9 protein-coding genes are annotated in these 14759 nt (G+C 68.6%); 7 read left to right on the forward strand and 2 right to left on the reverse strand.

Annotation, left to right across the window (positions count from 1 at the left end; all coding sequences use genetic code 11):
* Positions 1-17: 17 nt before the first annotated feature.
* The 3 genes from J0J01_RS23965 to J0J01_RS23975 all read left to right on the forward strand — a co-directional run bounded on the left by J0J01_RS23965 (position 18) and on the right by J0J01_RS23975 (position 2749).
* Positions 18-1031: an ABC transporter substrate-binding protein gene (locus J0J01_RS23965; RefSeq protein ID WP_296385322.1), complete on the forward strand. Its 1014-nt coding sequence runs from the start codon at positions 18-20 to the stop codon at positions 1029-1031.
* Between the two features lie 156 nt (positions 1032-1187).
* On the forward strand, positions 1188-1973 hold the full coding sequence (locus J0J01_RS23970) for an ABC transporter ATP-binding protein (RefSeq protein ID WP_296385324.1): 786 nt from the start codon (positions 1188-1190) through the stop codon (positions 1971-1973).
* A complete protein-coding gene (locus tag J0J01_RS23975) occupies positions 1970-2749 on the forward strand; it encodes an ABC transporter permease (RefSeq protein WP_296385326.1) in 780 nt (259 codons plus the stop codon). Before J0J01_RS23970 ends, J0J01_RS23975 begins: the two co-directional genes overlap by 4 nt.
* 28 nt (positions 2750-2777) lie before the next feature.
* Here J0J01_RS23975 and J0J01_RS23980 read toward each other — a convergent pair whose 3' ends face one another.
* Positions 2778-7709: a cytochrome P450 gene (locus tag J0J01_RS23980; RefSeq protein WP_296385327.1), complete on the reverse strand. Its 4932-nt coding sequence runs from the start codon at positions 7707-7709 to the stop codon at positions 2778-2780.
* 27 nt (positions 7710-7736) lie between these two features.
* The gene (locus J0J01_RS23985) at positions 7737-9407 is read right to left on the reverse strand and encodes a tetratricopeptide repeat protein (protein ID WP_296385329.1); all 1671 of its coding nucleotides are present in this window, start codon (positions 9405-9407) and stop codon (positions 7737-7739) included.
* Positions 9408-9648: 241 nt separating this feature from the next.
* On the opposite strand from J0J01_RS23985, the gene J0J01_RS23990 reads away from it, so the two are divergent.
* From J0J01_RS23990 to J0J01_RS24005, 4 genes are all read left to right on the forward strand, one after another.
* Positions 9649-10443, forward strand: a complete 795-nt coding sequence (locus J0J01_RS23990; RefSeq protein ID WP_296385330.1) for an SDR family oxidoreductase — start codon at positions 9649-9651, stop codon at positions 10441-10443.
* A 91-nt stretch (positions 10444-10534) separates the two neighbouring features.
* Entirely contained in the window at positions 10535-11275 is a 741-nt protein-coding gene (locus J0J01_RS23995) for a hypothetical protein (RefSeq protein WP_296385332.1), read from the forward strand.
* Between the two features lie 391 nt (positions 11276-11666).
* Positions 11667-13931, forward strand: a complete 2265-nt coding sequence (locus tag J0J01_RS24000) for a cache domain-containing protein (protein ID WP_296385334.1) — start codon at positions 11667-11669, stop codon at positions 13929-13931.
* Positions 13928-14758 carry an ABC transporter permease gene (locus J0J01_RS24005; RefSeq protein ID WP_296385336.1) on the forward strand — a complete coding sequence of 277 codons (831 nt, stop codon included), beginning with the start codon at positions 13928-13930 and terminating at the stop codon, positions 14756-14758. The genes J0J01_RS24000 and J0J01_RS24005 overlap by 4 nt, the downstream gene beginning before the upstream one ends.
* Position 14759: the final 1 nt, after the last annotated feature.

Raw genomic sequence — 14759 nt, forward strand, 5'->3', positions numbered from 1 at the left:
GGACGAGGGGTTACCAAATGAACAAGCTCGCCAAATGGCTGGGAGGCGCGGCCGCGATCGCGCTGGCTCTGGGCGTCGTGCCGGCAAGCGCGCAGACGCCGATCAAGTTCACTCTGGACTGGGTTTTCCAGGGGCCGACGTCGCCGTTCCTGGTGGCGCTGGACAAGGGCTACTACAAGGCCGAGGGCCTCGACGTCACCATGGACCCGGGCCAGGGCTCGGCCGGTGCGGTGCAGCGCGTCGCCACCGGCGCCTACCAGATCGGCTTCGCCGACGTGAACTCGACCATCGAGTACAATTCCAAGAACCCGGGCAAGGAAGTGCTGTGCGTCTTCATGGCCTACGACTTCGCGCCGTTCGGAGTCTATGCGCTGAAGAAGAGCGGCATCAAGACGCCCAAGGACCTCGACGGCAAGAAGCTCGGCGCGCCGGTGTTCGACGCCAGCTTCCGGCTGTTCCCGGCCTTCGCCAAGCTGAACGGCATCGCCAAGTGGGAGCACGTCAACCTGACGCCGCAGCTCCGCGAGCAGAGCCTGGTGCAGGGCTCGGTCGACTTCATCTCCGGCCACTACTTCTCGTCGATGCTCGATCTGAAGGCGCGCGGCGTGAAGTTCGACGACATCGTCGCTATGCGCTACGTCGACTTCGGCATGGACGTCTACAGCAACGGCATCGTGGTCTCGCCCGAGATGGCCAAGAACGAGAAGGCGGTGAAGGGCTTCATCGCCGCCACGCTCAAGGGCTGGAAGGACGTGATCGCCGACAACAAGCTCGGCATCGCTGCCGCCAAGAAGAAGGACCCGCTGATCGACGAGGCGCTGGAGACCGAGCGGCTGCAGATCTCGCTGCAGACCAACATCCTGACGCCCTACGTCAAGGCCAACGGCATGGGCGACGTCGATCCGGCGCGCTTCGCCAAGTCGGTCAAGCTGGTGTCCGAGGCGTTCGGCCTCGCCAACGTGCCCGACCCGGACAAGGTCTTCTCCAACAAGTACCTGCCGCCCAAGGCCGACCGCATGGTCGCGAAGTGAGGGCACGAACCTCCTCCCCAGTCTGCTGGGGAGGTGTCGGCGCCTTACGCCGACGGAGGGGTCAGAAACCCCGGTCCGCGACTCACGACCCCTCCGTCGCCGTAAGACGGCGACACCTCCCCTTCGCGGAGTCCGCGAAGGGGAGGGGATGACTCTATGACCTTCGTCGAGCTCAAGTCGGTCAGCCTCACCTACCGCCTCGGCAAGGAAACCACCCTCGCCCTTGCCGATGGCACCATGGCCATCGGCAAGGGCGAGTTCGTCGCCGTGGTCGGCCCCTCGGGCTGCGGCAAGTCGACGATCATGAAGCTGGTCACCGGGCTCTTGCCCGCGACCAGCGGCGAGGTCGTGGTCGCCGGCCAGAGGGTGACGCGCCCGATCAAGGGCGTCGGCATGGCCTTTCAGAACCCGACCCTGATGCCGTGGCGCACCACCATCGACAACGTGCTGCTGCCGATGGAGATCGTCGAACCGCACAAGCGCCGCTTCCGCCGGCACCGCGCCGAGTACGTGGCGCGCGCCATGGCGCTCTTGAAGACCGTCGGCCTCGCCGACTTCGCCGACAAGTTCCCCTGGCAGCTCTCGGGCGGCATGCAGCAGCGCTCCAACCTCTGCCGCGCCCTGATCCACGAGCCCGAGCTGCTGATGCTCGACGAGCCGTTCGGCGCGCTCGACGCCTTCACCCGCGAGGAGCTGTGGGGCGTCATGCAGGCGCTGTGGCTGGAGAAGCGCTTCACCGGCGTGCTGGTGACCCACGACCTGCGCGAGGCGGTCTATCTCGCCGACACCGTCTACGTCATGAGCCGCCGTCCCGGCCGCATCGTCATGAGCCGCCACATCGACCTGCCGCGGCCGCGCACACTGGCCTCGACCTTCGAGCCGGCCTTCGTCGACATCGTCCACGAGCTGCGCGACCGCATCCACCAGGAGCACGCGGCATGATCACCGGCCGGACCCGCGAGATCGTCCAGCTCGCCATGCCGTGGCTCGCCATGGCGTTGTTCCTGGCGATCTGGGAGGTGGTGTGCGTCGTCTTCGACCTGCCGGAGATCCTGCTGCCGCGGCCGAGCCGGGTGTTCGAGGTATTCATCCAGCGCATCGACATCCTGCTGGCCTACTGCTGGGACACGCTGTGGACCACGGTGCTGGGCTTCCTGCTGGCGATCGCCGGCGGCGTCATGCTGGGCGTGCTGATCGGTGCCTCGCCGCTGGTCTATGCCGGCCTCTATCCGCTGCTGATCGCCTTCAACGCCGTGCCCAAGGTGGCGATCGTGCCGATCCTGATGATCTGGATCGGCGTCGGCCCGACGCCGGCGGTGGTTACCGCCTTCGTGATCAGCTTCTTCCCGATCGTGGTCAACGTCGCCACCGGGCTCGCCACCATCGAGCCCGAGATGATCGACGTGCTCTACAGCCTGGGGGCCAGCCGCTTCGAGATCCTGCGCAAGGTCGGCATCCCGCGCGCCATGCCCTATCTGTTCGCCAGCCTGAAGGTCGCCATCACGCTCGCCTTCATCGGCTCGGTGATCGCCGAGACGGTGGGCGGCAACCGCGGCATCGGCTTCCTCATGCTGTCGGCGGGCGCGCGCAACGACGCGCCGACCACTTTCGCCGGCCTGTTCGCCATCGCCATCATGGGCGTGGCGATGTACGCCGTCTGCGCCCTGCTCGAGAAGCGCATGACCCGCTGGGCCTTCCGCGGCCAGCTCGTGAGCTGAGCCGTCGTCCTCTCATGCGGACCGCGGCCTAAGGTACCCGCTTCCGCCGCAGCGGCGCGTTGCTGCGCGAGGCCAGCAGGATCAGCGCCGCGCGGCTCGGCATGAAGAAGTAGCCGCCGGCGCGCACGGTGACGAAGCTCTCGTTCCGCTTCAGCCGGATCGGCCCCGCGGTGGTCGGGATCGTGAAGACCCCGGGTCCCGTGGCGGTGATCGGGTCGGGCTCGTTGCTGAGGCCCTGGAAGGCGGGCGAGCTGATCCAGCTCTGCTGCAGGAACTCGAACTGGCGCTCGATGTCGGCGCACAGGCCGATGAACAGCAGCCCTTTCTCCTGCCGGCTGGGATCGGCCGGATCCTGCCGCTGGTAGGGCCGGCCGCGCCGCAGGATGCGGTGCCGCTTGGTGATGTCGATCTCCATCGGATCGTCCGGGTTCATGCCGCCGCGCGGATTGGCCCGCCGCATGTGCGCGCCGCACGGGCAGTGCAGCCCCTGCGGGTCGTCGACTCCGAAGTTGAAATCGTTGTCGTTGCGCCGGGTGACCCGGCCAAGCAGGGGGCGGCCGTCGTACCGCCGGCCCATCAGCTTGGAGGCGACCCATTCCTCGTCGATCGGGCAGCCGACCAGGGTCTCGAAGCGGCCTTCCGGCTTGCCTTGCTCATGCCGGTCGCGCGTCAGCTCGCGCGTCCAGCCTTTGACGAACGTCTCGAAGCGATCGACATGCTGCTCGTACTGGCGTACGGCGATGAAGGTGCCGTTGCGCCCGAAGTCGCGCAGCCCCGCGGTGTGCGCGGCACCGAAGCGCGGGAAACGCGAGCCCAGGTTCGGGACGTCCATCGGCAGGATGTCGCGGGTGTCGATCTCGGCCGGCAGGGTGATCGGCGGATCGATCAGCCCGGCGTTGTTCTTGTAGCCGAGGACGACCTCGCCGGCCTCGACCAGGTCGGCCGTCGCCACGTTGCGCATCGATTTCTGGGTGCCGCGGATGATCGGCTGCGAGATGCCGTCCCGGAAGCCGAAGTGCTCGTAGATGGCGCGGGGACGGTCGTGCTCGTCCAGGTTCTCCTTCCGCATCGTCTTCTCGTTGTGCCGGGTCTCGAGCATCTCCCAGGACCATGTCGTGCCCGGCTCGCCGAAGATCGCGGTGAGCGTCTGGCGGTGCGTATCGATCTCCGTCACGCACTCGTCGGGGGACTTGCCGTAGACCAGCACGAGGGCATCGACCGCAGGCTTCTGCCGCTCGGCATTGTCGGTGTCGGACCACGCCCAGTACTCCGGCGCCGAATCGCCCTCGTCGCGCAGGATCTTGGCGCGATTGCCCATGCCGATGCGGAAGGCCGGCGGGAACGACGCCAGCAGGTCCTCGTAGTCGTCGCTGTCGACGCCGCTCTCGTCGAGCAGCTTGGCGAGGCCGGTGGCCGAGAAGGAGACGAAGCTCGGCGGCCCTTCGGCGCTGCTGCGGATCTCGCCGAACCAGACATTGCGCTCGACCATCTGCAGCCAGGCCTGCGCCTTGCGGACCTCGGGTCCCGACGGCAGCGTGATCGCCGCCATCGCGCCGAACGGATGGCTCGGGAAGCCGCGGAAGACGATCGACTGCACCTCCTGCATCTCGATCGTCGCATCGGGACGCGGCATGCTGCCGAAGCAGCTCAGCCACGCCTCGGCGGCGGAGTCGGTCTCGGCCCGCATCAGCCCGTCATGGATCACCGCGTTGTTGCGGATCTGGTCGGTGGTGAGGTGCGGGAAGCGCGCGAACCAGAAGGACGTCGGCTGCTGCTGCAGGCGGACCCAGCGCTTGAAGCGGGCGCCGTCCTGGGCGCCGTCGTAGATCAGATAGCGCGTCGGCGGGAAGCCGCGGCCGTTGCTCCAGGCCGCGGTCTGGCCGGCGTGCGCCTTGGTGATGAAGTCCTCGAGGTAGCTTTCCCAGCTGCCGTCGTAGTTGGAGAAGAACACCAGCATCTCGCTGCCGGGCAGGCGGAACCACCTTGCATAGTGGATCGTGCCCATGTTGAGCACGAAGCCCGGCCGGTACCAGTACTGGACCAGCTTGCCGATGCCGGCCAGTGCGACCGCCAGGGTCAGCTTGCGGAACCAGCCGGTCTTCATCGGCGTCACCGCCGTGATGTGGTTCATCGCATAGCCCGGCGCGTTCTCGCGGGCCGCGATTTCCCTGATCTTGCCGATCTTGGCCGGTCGCTCGTCGACCGTGTCCTTGATCTCGTGCCAGCGCAGGATGGCCAGGAAGGTGCCGATGATCAGCGCCGCGCCGAGCGCCGTCGAGACGATGGCGCCGGCCGCGGCGTAGAAGATCCAGCTCAGGGTCTCGACGACGTCGCGCAGGAAGGCGTTGTCGAGGCGGATCAGGTGCAGGAGGTTCGAGCCCAGCGCCGTCAGATCGAGCTGCGACCACAGGCTCGCGGCGTTCGACTGCGCCTCGGTCCAATGGGTCGCGGCCAGCCAGCCGCCGACCGCCAGGACGAGCACGATCGCGACCAGCGTGATGTCGCGCAGGACGGAGAACGACTTGCGCCCGCGATCGAGCAGCCAGACGCCCCAGACATACTCCACGCGCAGCAGGGCGAGGCCGATCATGACGGCGAGCGTGTCGCTCGGGAGCGAAGGCAAGCCGATGACCGACAGCCCGAAGCCGACCACCGTGATGTTGACGACGGTGAGCGCCGCGACGGCGGCGACCGTGGCCACCACCGTCAGGCCGACGACGGCGTGGGCGAAGAGGTACCTGACCCGCGCCCAGTACCAGATCAGCCACTGCCGGTACCGGTCGTTGACCGACAGCCCGGTCAGCATGGCGAGGATGGCGAAGAAGGAGGCGCCGGCGATCCAGTGGGCGTGGGAATCTTCGACGATGAAGTGATAGATCAGCGCGCCCTGGCCGAGCAGCAGCAGCGCCAGGAAGAGCTTGACGTAGAGCGCCGGCCGCGAGGCCAGCAGGGCGCTCAACCCCACGTTCTTGTCGGTATTGCTCCACTCGGTGATACCGAGGCGCCGGCGCGACGGCCGGATCAGGTCGTCGGCGTACCCCTTCTTGCGCAGTGTCTGCCGGACAGCTCGCAGCACCGCGATCGGCCGGTTGCCCGGCGCGCCGTGCGTCTTCACATGGTCGACGACGGCCGAACGCGCTTCGTCGGCGACCTTCTCCTGCATCGCGACGTCGCACACCGAGCAGTCGGGCAGGCCGTTGAAGTTGAGGCCGATCGCCTGCCACGGCGAGTAGGTGAGGATGACGCGCTGGCGCCGCAGCACGTCGAGCAGCGGCCGGTCGCCGCCCAGCGTCTGGGCGAAGATCGGCTGCAGCTCCGTTCCGGCCTTGTCGGCGATGGCCGCGAGCGCGCGCTCGCCGTCGCCGTCGGCGTTGATCTCGAACACCAGGCGCGGGTCGGGCTTGGCCTCGTCGTCGTCGGGATCCTTGGCGTCGAACGCCGACAGTGACGCAAAATGCACCAGCTCGGTGTCGCGCAGCGCCTTGCCGAGGCCGCTGTCGTGGCTCGCCGGATTGCCGAGCGCCTCGAGCTGACGCTGCAGGTCTGAGAGCTCGACGTCGGACCGCAGGCGCGCCTGGATGGTGATCAGCTCCTGCTTGCGCGGCGCCAGGTCGGTCGTGAACAGCATGTCGAGCCGCCGCGGGAACGGCCCGATATAGGTCGACCAGCCGACTTCCTTGTCGGACGTCCGGATGTCGGGCTGCGACAGCAGCAGGCCGAAGATCTCGGTGAACTGCTCGATCGCCACCCAGATGCCGAAGCACACGTGGCTGTCGGCGCCGAACATCAGCCAGGTCTTGTCGGCGTTGCCGCGGTCCGGCCAGAACCGGCCCGGTTCGGCGAATATCCTGCGGTCGCGCAGCGCCGACATGGTCGCCACCATCAGGACCGAGCCGCCCGGCACCGTCTTGCCGCCGATCCGGGCCTCCTTGGGCGCATAGCGCCACTGGCCCGGGAACAGCGCCGGATTGAGCCGTGCCGCCTCGAACAGGATGGCCCTGAGGCGCGCACGGGCGCGCTGGCTCTCGCCGGCGCTCTTCGTCTTGTCCTTGAAGTCGCGCGCGACCTGCTTGGCCTCTTCGAAGAACTTCGGGTGCCGCAGCAGCTCCTCGAGGATCTTGCCGGCGCTGAGCGAGTTGGTCGGGATCAGGCCGGTCAGCGTGCCGATGGCGATCGAGCGGATCAGGTCCTTGGCCTCGTCCGACAGCGTGCCGCCGTTCTCCGCGCACTTGAGCACGACCAGGCGCCGGATGAAGGTGTCGCGCGGGTCGGTCTTGGCGTTGTCGATCGCCCGGTCGATCATGTAGCGGAAGCGCAGTGCGCCCGAGATCGCCGCTTTGCGGGAGGTCTTGTTGCCGAACGGGTCGGCGAAGATGACGTTGGAGATCGCGAAGGAGCGGTCGAGGAAGGCGTTCGGCTCGTCGAGGTTGAGGCCGAAATACTCGTCGGCGCTCTCGGTGAAGACGCGGCCGAGCAGGTCGCGCATCACGTCGATTTGGCCGCCCGAGCTGGCGAGCAGCTTCTCGGTGTAATCGCGTGTGGTGTCGAGGATCCGCTTGAGATCGGCAGCGCGGTCGGGGACGGCGGCCTCCATCAGCGCCCGCTGGTCGTCGTGCTCCTGGCCATCAAGGCCAAGCACGAAGTTAGTGTACCGGGTGATCGCCATCATCTCGGGACCGAACGGCACCCGGAAGTCGTCGCGATTCTTCAGGACCGCGACGACGTCGTCGTAGCCGCCGACTATGATGGCGCGGCCGATGCGGAAGAACGGGAACGGCCACAGCGTGCGCACGAACCAGCCGACGAAGATGAAGCCGTAGCGCTGCAGCCAGCGGCCGGCCCGGCGGAAGTTGTTGTCGACGCCGAGATCCTTGATGTCGAACGGCGGGTATTCGAGCTTGCCGCTCGCCTCGTCCTTCTCATAGCGCCTGATCGTGTCGAAGTACTTCAGCTCGAACATTCCCAGGTACCCCCAATACCAATATGTTCAGGCACGCAACCTAACGACACTGCCGCTGCCGCCACCGCCCGGGAAGACCTTGGACAGGCCCTCGGCGAGCTTCTGGTTCCAGCGCTTGTCGATGAACGGAATCCACTCGATGTAGCTCGAGCTGAAGTCGGACTTGACCGCCAGCAGCTCGTCGAGCGTGCGCCGCGCCGCCGGCAGGTTCTTGGTCGCGACCAGCGAGTTGATCTTCACCACCGCGGCGTACCAGTAGGCGGGCCGGCGGATCAGCGACTGGTCGGCCTCGGCGATCGCCTCGGCGTGCTGGCCCAGCATCCAGTGGGCCAAGGCGAGCTCGCCGATGACGAAGAACCCCTGGATGTCGTTGGGGCTGAGCCGCTGGGCCATGCGCAGCGGCGCGATCGCCGCCTGCGGCTCGCCGCAGAGATTGAACTGGCAGCCGAGCTGGGCATGCGCCTGGCTGAGGCTGGGGTTGAGCTCGACCGCGCGCCGCAGCAGCGCCCGCGCCCGGTCGGTCTGGCGCAGCCACAGCTCGGCGATGCCCGCCAGCATGTGGCCGCGGCCGTCGGTCCGATCGGCGGCGATGGCACGATGCGCCATCCGGCGCATCTCCTTGATCTGCTCGCGGTTGCCGCGATTGGCCCAGATCGTCCAGCCGATGCAGTAGGTCGCCTGGATCAGCGCCTCGGGCGAATCCGGCTCGAGCGCCAGCGCCTGATCGAACAGCTCGCGCGCCTTCTCGGCGTCGCCGCGCTCCAGGTGGTTCATGTACCAGCGGCCGCGCCAGATCAGGTCGTTGAACTCCAGCCGGTTCTGGCGGTTGCCGCGGGCGCGCAGCTGCTCCTGGTGGTCGATCTGCGCGTCGAGCGCGCCGACCAGATCGGCGACGATCGGATCGAGCGCGTCCTGCGACTGCTCGCGCGGCAGCGGCTTCTTGTGGGTCCAGAAGGTGGTGTTGGTCGTGGCATCCGACAGCGCGAGCGCGATCTGGTAGCCCGGCGGCGCCTGACGCAGGCGGCCTTCCAGCACGTAACGGGCGCCGAGGCGGTCGCCGACCGTGCGCGGGTCGGCCGAGCCGGCGGGGAAGGCGAAGCTCGAGTTGCGCGCGATCACCGGCAGCCAGCGTAGCCGCGACAGGCGGTCGATCAGGTCCTCGCTCAGGCCCTCGCTGAGATAGTCGTTGGCCGCCTCGCCGGTCTGGTTGGCGAACGGCAGGACCGCCAATGCCGGCCGGTCGCCGAAGCGCGGCGCCGCCAGCGACTGGCCGCTGAACAGGTCGGTCTGCGGCAAAGCGACCTGCTGGATGGCGGCGGTGCCGATCGACGACAGCGAGTTGGGATGGAAGACCTGGCGCTGCTCGCGCAGCCATTCCTCGAAGCCTTCCTCGCCCGGGATGTCGATGCCCTCGAGGAACTCGCCGGCGACCCGGATGCCGGGCGCCGGGAAATTTTCGCCGTCGCTGAAGGAACGGATGTCGATCTTGAACTGGGAGAGGTCGAGGCTGACCCGATGATGCTCGCAGATCAGCGCGTCCTTGCCGGCGCGATTGAGGCACTTGCGCAGGCTCGACAGCTCGCGCCGCAGGCTGCTTTGCGCCTGCGCCCGCTGGCGGCTGCCCCACAGGCGGTCCTGCAGCCAGCCGCGCGAACGCTCGCCGTCCTTCGACACGGCAAGCATGGCGACCAGGGCCATGGCCTTGGTGCTGGCTATCTCAACTCGAACCCCATCCGGCGTCGCCAGCCGGAACTGCCCCATGAGACTGAGTGAGAAAGTCCATTGCGGACTCGTCATCTACCTCTCCCGAGTCGAGCACAACTCATTGGACTCGAAAATTCAATATGGCCTATGCGCTATTCACGTTTCGCGAGCGATCAAATCACGCCCTGCGAACCCCCGGCCCGGAAGATGGCATCATCAAAACCGGGGAAACAGCGTGCCTCATACCAAGACCTCCAGTACAGCCCCGCGGGCCCTCGTCACCGGCGGTTCGCGCGGCATCGGCGCCAAGGTCGCCATCGAGCTCGCCAACCAAGGTTGCGACATCACCCTGTGCTACCACGAGAAGCACAAGCGCGCTGCGAGCGTCGCCGCCGTCATCGCCCGCCACGGCCGGCGCTGCGATCTGGTCTCCGGCGACCTGACCCGGCAGGACGATCTCGAACGGGTGGTCCAGCAGGTCGGCGCCTACGAGCCCTACAATGCAATCGTGCTGTCGGCCAATGGCGGCCTCGAGCCGGGCAAGGACCTGCCTTATGCCATGGCACTCAACTGTTACGCGCCCGTGGCGCTGGCGACGGCGGCGATGCCGCTGTGCGCACCTGACGCCAACGTCATCTATGTCACCAGCCACGGTGCCCACTTCTACTATCACCAGCCGGTGCTGCCGCTCTATGCGCATGTTGCGCTGTCCATGCAGTCCGGCGAGCAGTGCCTGCGGCGGATGAGCGACCTGTTCGCCCGCCACCAGGCCCGCCTTCATGTCGTCAGCAGCGACATCATCGAAGGCACGACCACTGCTTCACTGATCGACCGAGCCATACCTGGATTCCTGCGACGCCGCCGGGAGCAGGTGGGGCGTCTTCCCTCGATCGACGAGTTTGCCGACGCGATTGTCGCGAAAGCTCTCTCGCGACGGGCGGATGACAGTGGCGTCCAAGCGCGCTGGTGTGGCTCGGTCGAACCTTACCTGACCGGCCGGGCCTACGGTGATCCCGATGCCTATCGCTGAGGCCCTGCGGCCGGCCGGGCTGCGCGTCCCGGTCCCCGATTCCCGATCCAACTCTAGCGACCCCAACTCCTAGCGACCCAGGTCCGATACCATGCCTGCGACCACGCTCCGCGGTCTCCATGACTGCATCGCCGATGCCCAGCAACGCTTCGCCGATCTATTGGCCGCCTCGCTCGCCGTACGGCGCCCCGACCGCGACCAGTATGTCCGCTACCTGTCGTTCCAGTATCACCTGACCCGCGACGTCCAGGTCTACCTGCTGGCGATCGCCGCGCATCGCGACCTGGCGCGCCGCCGCCCGCTGCGCGAGTTCCTCTATCGCGTCGCCAACGAGGACGAGCTCAAGTTCCTGGTCGCCGCCAAGGACCTCGCGGCGTTCGGCCTGGCGCCGCTGCCGATCAGCGTCGATGTCGAGCTGTGGCACGCCTACTTCCGGTCGGTCATGCACAAGCGGCCGTTCGTCCGGCTGGGCGCCACCGTGCTGCTCGACAACATCGGTTCCGGGCCGGCGCGGCAATGGATGCAGCAGGCGCTGCACGGCGACTTCCTCGACCGCTCGAACAGCCGGTTCATCGTCCTGCAGGAGCACGAGGCGGTGGCGCCCGGCTCGAAGAGCCTGGCGGCGCTGGCCAAGGCCGACCTCAAGCCGCGCCATCTCAACGACCTGGTCGAGGGCGCGCGCAAGGCCACCGTGCTCTACCTGCGCATGGCCGAATGGGCGCTGCAGCCCGAGGCGGCGTCGCGGATCTGCGATGCCTCGGCCGCGGCGATCGGCGCCAGCGAGGCCAAGCGCATCGCCGAGTTCGACGAGTACGAGCTCGAGGTGGCGTAGGCAGCAAAGTCATCGGTGGGGCGCGGGAACCTTTGGCCTCCAGGAACGCTTTCCAAGAGAAGGCGACCTGGAGGTCAGAGGCCATGCTTGGGGTCCTGCAAGCGGTGCTGATGGCGGCATTTTCGCGATCGGGCCGCTGGCCGCGTCGCCCTCGACCCTGCCGACCATCGGCGGCGACATCAAGCCGCCGACCGGCACCTCGGGCAGCGTGACCATCACGCGCTAGCCGCCGGCAACACCATCGCGAGACATTTGTATCGGCCGGTCCGAGCAGGCCGCTTGCGTCGGTTGCGATGATTGGTGACTATTTCGCCGTGGCCGTGACCTACCCAAGCGAGCGGATTGCGCCGGTCGTACGGCCCCCGGGGGCAGTCGCGGCTGGCGGTGGATCGTGAGTGGCGCGCCGATCGCGGCGGTGCTGGCCGTCATGGCGATCGGCGGCGTGATCGCCACCTATGTCTACGACACCAACCGGCGCGGCGCGGTCGTTCTGTCCAACGACCTGATCGACGCCGTCGACCAGCGCATCGCGCTGCAGATGGGCGCCTACCTGCAGCCGGCCGAGCAGTTCCTCGAATCGGCGCGCGCCATCGGCGGCGAGCGCGGCGTGTTCGACGGCGCGCTGGCGGTCGAGCCGTTCGTGCTGGCGACCATCGGCAAGTACCCGCAGCTCACCGGCTTCAGCTACGGCGATCCCGCGGGCAACTTCCTCTACATCAGCCGCAATGCCCAGGGCGGCCTCGACAGCAAGCTGATCGATCGCCGCGGCGGCGGCCGCAAGGTCACCTGGACCCGCCGCAGCGCCGACGGCGAGGTGCTCGGGACGGCGGACGATCCCGGCGACACCTTCGACGTGCTGACGCGCTCCTGGTACAAGGGCGCGGTCGAGGAGGGCAGGCCGTTCTGGACCACGCCTTACCTCTTCTTCACGGTGCGCCGGCCGGGCATCACCTACGCGCTGCCGCACTACGGCGCCAACCGACGGCTGGTCTCGGTGCTCGGCGTCGACATCGAGCTGGCGGCCCTCAGCAGCTTCCTCAAGAGCCTCGAGATCGGCGTGCACGGCAAGGCGATGGTGATCGACGCCAAGGGCCGGGTGATCGCCTATCCCTCCGACGACTGGCTGACGAAGGCCAAGGAGGGCGCGGCGCTGCCGCAGCTCGACGATCTCGGCGACCCGACGCTGACCCGCATCTACAACCGGCTGCGGGTCGAGGGCTTCAGCCGCAAGGTGCTCGAGGTCGACGGCCAGCGCATCATCGTGTCGTCGGGGGCGCTCAGGGCGCTGACCGGGCGCAACTGGTCGGTGCTGATCGTAGCCCGCGAATCGGACCTGCTGGGCTTCGTGCAGTCGAGCGGCTGGCTGGCGCTGGCGCTGTCGGCGGTGGTGCTGCTGCTGGTCGTGGCGCTGGCCGCGCTGATGATGTGGCGCGGCCTCAAGGCCGAGCGCCGCGACCGGGCGGCACGCGAGCGCCAGGCGGCCCTCGAGGCGCGCTCCCAGACGCTGAGCGAGCTCGCCGCCGCCTCGCACCTGATGGATCGCGCCTCGGCCGACGGCGTGCGCGAGGCGACCGAGCGGGCGGCCGAGATCTGCGCCGGCAAGCGGGTCGGCGTCTGGTACCTGACCGCGGCCGGCCGCACCCTGGTCTGCGAGGACAATTTCGACCGCATCGGCCAGGCCCATACCGCGGGTGCCCAGCTGCATCGCGACGAGTTCGCCGGCCTGTTCGATGCGCTGGAGAAAGGGGCGACGATCGACGCGCCGCATGCCGCGCGCGAGCCGCGCACGCGCGAGCTTGCCGCCCATTATCTCCGGCCGCTCGGCATCGAGGGCGTGCACATCACGCCGATCCATTCCGGCGACCGGGTGCTCGGCATGCTCCAGGTCGAGGAGCCGGTGCGCGGCCAGGCCGATGCCGGCATGGCCGAGTTCTGCGCCGCCCTCGCCAGCCTGCTGGCGCTGCGCTATCTGCCGGCCGCCGCGCAGGCGCCGGCCCCACCCGAGACGGCCGACCCGCAACACGCGGCGGACCAGAAGGTCGAGCGCGCGCTCGGCGAGCGGCAGGCCGGCCTCGAGCAGCGGCTGCTGCACTACGCGCTGTCGCCGGCTGACCTCGCCGCCGGCCGGCTCGATCCGGCGGCGGTCGCGGTCATCCGCCTGCCGGACTGGCTGACGGTGGCCCGCGCCGACGGCGGCCAGCGGGCGCGCATGGATGCGGTGATCGAGCGGATCCAGGGCGCAGTGATGAAGAGCCCGCTCGCCTACGCGGTGCTGAACGACGACCAGGTCGTCCTGGTCGCGCATGCAGCCGGGCAATCGGCGGCGCTCGGCGCGCGCGCCGTGGCGATGGTGGCGCTGGAGCTGCGCAACCGGCTGATCGAGCTGACCGCGGAGTGGGGCGAGGGTTCGGAGTTCCGGGTCGCGATCGATGTCGGCCCGGTGATGGCGACGTCGCTCGGCAACGGTCACAGCCTGTGGGGCGGTGCGATCGCCGTCGCCAAGGTGCTGGCCGGCAGCGGCAGCCGGCGCGCCATCACCGTGTCGGAGACTGCCTACCAGATCCTGTCGGGTGACTTCCTGTTCCGCCAGCGCGGCAGCTATTTCCTGCCCGAGACCGGCACCATGCGCACCTTCGTGCTGGTGGGAGCGCTGTGAGCCCGCCGTCGCGGGCGGCACGCCGGCCGCCGGGCGGCCGGCTCGGCAACCTGCTGGCCGCGACCGGTGCGGCGGTGCTGCGCCGGCTCGAGGCGATGCTGGTGTTCGCCGCCTTCTGCACCACCGCGGTGGCGGCGGCGCTGCGCCGCGACTCGTGGCGGCGGCCGGTGCGCGCCAACTTCATGGAGGCGCTGCATGGCGTCGCCGTGCAGTCGGCAGGGACGACGCTGGGGACCGGCCTGCTGCTGGGCGTCGTGCTGGTGACGCAGGTCGTCTACTGGCTGCAGACCGCGGGCCAGATCGAGCTGGTCGGCACCATCGTCGTGCGCCTGCTGGTGCGCGAGATCGCGCCGGTCGTGGTCGGGCTGATCATCTTCGGCCGAGTCGGCACCGCCATCCTGGTCACGCTCGGCGAGGCGCGGCCGGCCGGCTGGCTGCGCATGCTCGAGCGCCAGGGCGTCGACCCGATGACGCTGCTGGTGATGCCGCGCATGCTGGCCTTCTCGGTCGGCGCCTTCTGCCTCTGCACCCTGCTGATCATGTCGACCCTTGTGGCGGGCTACCTGATCGCCTCGGCGCTGGGCATCGTCACGGTGCCGATCTGGCGGTTCGGCCAGAACGTGCTGTTCGCCATGGATTTCGAGGACTTCATCGTCCCGCCGGCCAAGTGCATGGCGATCGGGATGGCGATCGCGCTGGTTTGCAGCGCCACCGCGCTGGCCCGCGCCACCCAGACCTACGAGCTGCAGCGGCTGGTGCAGCGCGGCTTCGCCCGCGCCGCCCTCGCCATCCTGATCGTCAACGGCGTCTTCGACCTGGCGGCATGAC

The sequence above is a fragment of the Reyranella sp. genome (assembly GCF_017305915.1).
GTDB lineage: Bacteria > Pseudomonadota > Alphaproteobacteria > Reyranellales > Reyranellaceae > Reyranella.